The following is a 5,423-nucleotide window of genomic DNA, read 5'->3' as shown; positions in this document are numbered from 1 at the left end:
ATGGCCGGGCGCCGCTGGATGACCGCGGCCCACCGCTCGGAGAGCGGGCGGCGTCCGCTCCGCCGGGTCAGCGCGGGCACCCGGAACCGGTCGATCCGCCGGCCGGCGAAGCCGAGCAGCGCGGGCAGCAGCGTCACCGCGGCGATCATGCTCATCAGGACGGTGAGCGAGGCCGCCACGGCCACCGCGCTCAGCAGCCGCTGCCGCATGACGAGCAGTCCCAGGAGCGCGACCACCACCGTCGTGCCGGCGAACACGACCGACCGGCCCGCCGTCGCGACGGCCGTGGCGGTGGCCGCCTCCGGGTCGTCGCCTCCGTCCAGTGCCTCCCGGTAGCGCGTGACGATGAACAGCGCGTAGTCCACGCCGACGCCGAGGCCGATCAGCCCGGCCACGATCGGGCTAAATGACGGGGCGGGCAGGACGTGGCCGAGCAGCGAGATGCCGGCCAGTCCGGTGCCGATCCCGAAGACCGCGGTGACGATCGGCAGCCCCATCGCGAGCAGCGAGCCGAAGGCGATGAGCAGCACGATCACCGCCGCGAGTAGGCCGATGCCCTCCGTGGGACCGCCTCCCGGGGTCTCGACGTCGACGACCGCGTCACCGCCGAGGGCGAGCGTCAGCCCGTCCCCCGAGGCGTCGCGCGCCTGGGCGATCATCTTCTTCACGCCGTCCGCGGGCATCTCCGCGGAGATCCGGTCGAGCTGGATCGGGGCGAACGCGGTGAGCCCGTCCGGCGAGACCTGGGCGGGCACGCGGTACGGCGAGCTCACCGAGGTGACGTGCGGGCCGTGGGACAGCTCGCCGATGACCCGGTCGACGCGGGGCCGTACGGAGGCGACGCCCTGGTCGGCGTGGATCGCGAGCGTCAGCGTGTCGCCGTTCTGCTGCGGGAAGTGTTCCTTGATCAGGTCCTGGGCCCGGGCGGACTCGCTACCGCCACCGCCGAAGGCGTTGTCGGCCGGGGCCGAGTAACCGAACCCGACCACCATCACCGCCGCCGCACCGACGATCCAGAGCAACAGGACCCGGCGCCGGCGGCGATGACACAGCCGGGCCAGCCGAACGAGCGGGCCGTCATGCACGGGAGTCTCCTCTTCGTTTACCGGCCCTCAGACTCCCGTTCCCGGTACGCCCGAAGCGTCATGCCCGCGATGACACCTCGGCTCGGCGCGTACTCCGCGAGGAGTACGGCCGTCTACGGCTCGAGTACGTACTGGACCGCGTGGCGTTCGGCGGTGATCGGGGTGATGCACTCGTCGATGATCGCGCGGTGCGTGGGATGGTCGCGGTAGACGAGGTAGGCGTCGCGGTCGGCGAAGTCGGCGACCACCGCGAAGTCGAAGTTCCCGGGGTTGACGCCGGCGTCGTGACCCATCGCGTAGGCGCGCAGCTCGGGGATCAGGCCGGGAAGCTCTCTGAGCCGGTCCTCGACGGTCTTCCTCTGCTCCGCGGTCACGTCGTCACGCCACCGGAACACCACGACATGCCGAAATCCGGACACGGACCCTCCTTAACTACGGAACGTTTCCGTGGACGACCTTACGGAAGGCACTCGGCGGCCGAAGGGGCGGCCCGGTGAAACCGAACCGCCCCTTCATCTGCCGAATCGTCAGGTCCAGGACACTCCGTCCATGACGCCTTCCTCTCCCCTGATCTTCACTGTGACCCCGCCCCCTGATGCGATGATCTCCTGAAACCGAGGTTAGAAGCTCACAGCCCAACTTGAAATACGTTATTTGACCTATTTTGACCCAAACACGACGCGCATTTACCATTTCACGGACGGTCACGGGTAACAGATGCCCAGATATCCGTCATGTCGGATGCGAGTAGCGTGCTCTCGTGAAGGTAGCGGATCTGCATCCCTGGCCCAAAGTCGCCGAGGAGGCCCTGGCGATCCAGGACCGCCTCCGGCCCCTCGCCGACCTGACCTCGGCCGGTCCTCAGGCCGTACGCACGGTGGCGGGTCTCGACGTCGCGTACGCCGACGACCGGCTGGCGGCGGCGGTCGTCGTGCTCGACGCCGAGACGCTCGCGGTCGTCGAGGAGGCGACCGCACTCGACCGGCCCGGATTCCCCTACGTCCCCGGGCTCTTCGCCTTCCGCGAACTGCCGGCGCTGGTCGACGCGCTGCGCGCGCTGAGCGTCACCCCCGACCTGCTGGTCTGCGACGGCCACGGGCTGGCCCATCCCAAGCGGTTCGGGCTGGCCTGCCACCTCGGCGTGCTGACCGGGCTGCCCTCGATCGGCGTCGGCAAGACCAGGCTGGTCGGCGACTACGACGAGCCCGGCGACGAACGCGGCGCCTGGAGCCCCGTAGGCGACGGCGGGCAGGAGGTCGGGCGGGCCCTGCGCACGCAGACGGGCGTCAAGCCCGTGTTCGTGTCCGTCGGCCACCGCGCCGACCTCGACACGGCGTGCGCGATGACGCTGCGGCTGGCGCCGCGCTACCGCCTGCCGGAGACGACGCGCCGCGCCGACCACCTGTCGCGGGAGACGCTCAGAGCGCGTTGAGGAAACGCCGGGCGATCGGCGCGGCGGTCTTGGAGCCGAACCCGCCGCCCTCGACGATCACGGCGAACGCCACGTCCCCGTGGAAGCCCATGAACCACGCGTGGGTCGGCGGGTCCTTGCCGTCCTTCCCCGAGGCGTACTCGGCCGTGCCCGTCTTGCCCGCCGTGCCCGCCGGCAGACCGGCGTCCTTGGCGGTGCCCGTCGTCACGACCGCACGCATCATGGTGGCCAACTCGGAGCGCAGGCGGGAGTCGAGCCGGCCCGCCTTGGCCTTCTGCGCGACCTGCGGGTCGGACACGAAGACCGGCGGATGCCAGGTGCCGCCCGCGATGCCCGCGGCCACCCCCGCCATGCTGAGGGCGTTGGCCAGGTCACGTCCCTGCCCGAACCCGGCGACGGCCATCTCCGAGGTGCTCGTCGGCGAGGGGAAGCTTCCCGCCGCGACGTGCATGCCGGGGTCGATCTTCTGGTTGAAGCCGAAGAGGTTCGCGGCGCTCGACAGCCGGGACGGGTTGAGGCGCTTCTGCGTCTGGAGCGCGAAGGCGGTGTTGCACGACTGGGCCAGCGCCTCCGTGAACGTCATATCGCCGGTCTTCTCGCCCTCGGAGTTGTGGATGACCTGACCGCCGACGTTGGCCGCCTTGGGGCACTCCACCGTGTCCGAGGGGCTGAGCCCGCTGCGCAGCAGCGCGTACGCCGTGACCACCTTGAACGTCGAACCGGGCGGGTAGGTGCCCTGCAACGCGCGGTCGAAGCCGCCGGGGTAGTTGGCGACGGCGAGGATCTGCCCGTCGGACGGGCGGATCGCCACCATGGACGTCGGCTTGGTCTGCCCCTGCAGGGCCGCCGCGGCGGCGCTCTGGACGTGCTGGTCCAAAGTCGTCTTCACGTCGCGGCCGGCCTTGCCGGCGAAGCCGCCGACCTTCTTGACCGGATGGTTCGAGGCGTCGGCGACGATGACGGAGGCGGTGGGAGTGCCGGCGAGGCGCTTGTCGAAACGCTGCTGGATGCCCGACTGCCCGACGATGTCGCCCTTGCTGTAGGACGTGCCGAGTTTCTTGGCCTGCTTGTCGGTCAGCGCCGCGGTGGTGCCGACGATCTGCTGCACCGAGCCGGAGACGTCGGTGCCGTCGATCGGGCTGCCGTCGGCCGCGACCACCCGGGCCCGCTTGGGCCACCGATAGGTGATCGTCAGGTGCTGCCCGCTGTGCAGGTCCGGGTGGATGCTCTCCGGCGACCAGATGACCTTCCACTCGCGATGGTCGGTCTTCAGCCGCAGCCGTCCCTGGTAGTGCCAGGTGCCCATCGGAAGGGTGAGGTCGGCGGTGAAGGGAACCGTCGCCTCGCCACCCTGCCTGGACTCGGTGCCGGGCGACGCCTGCACCTTCGTGACCCCCAGCCCCTTGCGCAGCGTCTGGTACTGCTGGTCGAGATCGGGCGGAGGCGCGAGCGCCTCACCGCGCATCGCGGTGGCGTCGTCGCGCGCCCATGCGGACAGGAAGGCGCGCGCGGTCGCCGTAGGACTGCCCTTGGTTCTGAGCAACAGATAGGCGCCACCCGCGACGCCGAGGACGACGACCGTCCCCGCCGCGATGGACGCCCACAGGATTTTGTGTCGCACGAGTTCGTGACACTCCCCCGGATGTCTGGTCTGATCGGTCATCGTAGTGTCTGGCGCCGCGAAGCCGGTCGTCCGGCTTCCGGCCTGCGGCCTCGTTCAGGACGTTCGACCAGATGAGAGGTGCCATGGGCAGGCTCGACGGCAAGGTGGCGCTCATCACCGGCGGCGCGCGTGGTATGGGCGAGGCGCACGTCCGGCGTTTCGTCGCCGAGGGCGCCCGCGTGGTCTTCGGCGACCTGCTGGAGGAGGAGGGCGGCCGGCTCGCCGACGAGCTCGGCGACGCGACGCGGTTCGTCCGGATGGACGTCACCCGGCCGGACGACTGGCGGACCGCCGTCGACACCGCGCTGGCCGCGTTCGGCGAGCTCGGCGTGCTGGTGAACAACGCCGGGGTCCTCCGCTACGGCCGGATCGAGGACATGTCCCTCGAACAGTTCACCCAGATCATCGAGGTCAACCTGGTCGGACAGTGGCTCGGGGTCAAATCGGTCATCGGCGCGATGAAGGCCGCGGGCGGCTCGATCGTCAACGTCTCCTCCACCGAGGGCTTCGTCGGCGCCACGGGTCTGGCCGCCTACAGCGCCAGCAAGTTCGGCGTACGGGGCCTGACGAAGGCGGCCGCGCGGGAGCTCGGGGAGTACGGCATCCGCGTCAACTCCATCCACCCGGGCGCCATCCTCACTCCGATGGTCACCGAGGACGCGGCGCTGGTGTCGGCCAAGGCGGAGAGCGCCGACGCGTTCCTGCGCGCGCTGCCGCTCGGGCGGATGGGCACCCCGGAGGAGATCCCCGCGCTCGTGGTCTTCCTCGCCTCGGACGAGGCGACGTACTGCACGGGCAGCGAGTTCGTGATCGACGGCGGCATGCTCACGGGCGCCGGCTACTGACCGGCGGGACACCCTCGCCCGCCGCACGATCAACGGCCGACCGGGCTTCCACGTGCGTGCCCCGTCCACCGTCCCCGGCAACAGCACCGGCTTCTCCCGTCCGCTACGAAGGGACGGTTCCGTGGCCGGGGACCGAGGACGGGAGGATGGCGGTCAGGGCGGCCCGGAGGTCGGACATGTCGTCGAGGACCGCGTCCGGGCCCGCGGCGGTGAGGTCGGCGCGGGACGTGATGCCGGTGGCGACCGCGACGACGCGGGCGCCGTTCGCACGGGCCGCCTCGATGTCCAGGACCGAGTCGCCGACCAGGACGGTCGGCGTGGCCGTACCGGGGCCGTAGCGGGCCTCGGCGCGGGACCGGGCGACCGGGACCAGGCCGGGGCGGTGCTCGTCGTCGGTG

Annotated in this window: 6 protein-coding genes; 2 read left to right on the top strand and 4 right to left on the bottom strand. The window is 71.0% G+C overall.

The features are described 5' to 3' along the window. The coding region (locus tag ACFFNX_RS40995; protein ID WP_378211577.1) for an MMPL family transporter at window positions 1-1,085 on the bottom strand (1,085 nt) is incomplete at its 3' end. Window positions 1,086-1,198: 113 nt separating this feature from the next. Further along, window positions 1,199-1,504: a Dabb family protein gene (locus ACFFNX_RS40990; RefSeq protein ID WP_378211576.1), complete on the bottom strand. Its 306-nt coding sequence runs from the start codon at window positions 1,502-1,504 to the stop codon at window positions 1,199-1,201. A 341-nt stretch (window positions 1,505-1,845) separates the two neighbouring features. On the opposite strand from ACFFNX_RS40990, the gene ACFFNX_RS40985 reads away from it, so the two are divergent. Next, window positions 1,846-2,517: an endonuclease V gene (locus ACFFNX_RS40985; protein ID WP_378211575.1), complete on the top strand. Its 672-nt coding sequence runs from the start codon at window positions 1,846-1,848 to the stop codon at window positions 2,515-2,517. On the opposite strand, the gene ACFFNX_RS40980 is transcribed toward ACFFNX_RS40985, so the two are convergent. Further along, window positions 2,504-4,138 carry a penicillin-binding transpeptidase domain-containing protein gene (locus tag ACFFNX_RS40980; RefSeq protein WP_378211574.1) on the bottom strand — a complete coding sequence of 545 codons (1,635 nt, stop codon included), beginning with the start codon at window positions 4,136-4,138 and terminating at the stop codon, window positions 2,504-2,506. The two genes, ACFFNX_RS40985 and ACFFNX_RS40980, sit on opposite strands and share 14 nt — an antisense overlap. A gap of 125 nt (window positions 4,139-4,263) precedes the next feature. Here ACFFNX_RS40980 and ACFFNX_RS40975 point away from each other — a divergent pair, with 125 nt between their 5' ends. After that, the gene (locus ACFFNX_RS40975) at window positions 4,264-5,025 is read left to right on the top strand and encodes a glucose 1-dehydrogenase (protein WP_378211573.1); all 762 of its coding nucleotides are present in this window, start codon (window positions 4,264-4,266) and stop codon (window positions 5,023-5,025) included. Window positions 5,026-5,128: 103 nt separating this feature from the next. On the opposite strand, the gene ACFFNX_RS40970 is transcribed toward ACFFNX_RS40975, so the two are convergent. Beyond that, on the bottom strand, window positions 5,129-5,423 hold a 295-nt coding region (locus ACFFNX_RS40970; RefSeq protein ID WP_378211572.1), incomplete at its 5' end, for an HAD family hydrolase.

Origin of the sequence: Actinoallomurus acaciae (genome assembly GCF_042429965.1) — a bacterium.
Taxonomy (GTDB): Bacteria; Actinomycetota; Actinomycetes; order Streptosporangiales; family Streptosporangiaceae; genus Actinoallomurus; species Actinoallomurus acaciae.
The sequence above is the reverse complement of the archived record's forward strand: the minus strand, read 5'-3'. Positions and strand labels throughout refer to the sequence as shown.

Excerpts from the sequence above, each read along its gene's own strand:
- ACFFNX_RS40975 (WP_378211573.1), top strand. The coding sequence starts at position 4,264 with ATGGGCAGGCTCGACGGCAAGGTGGCGCTCATCACCGGCGGCGCGCGT.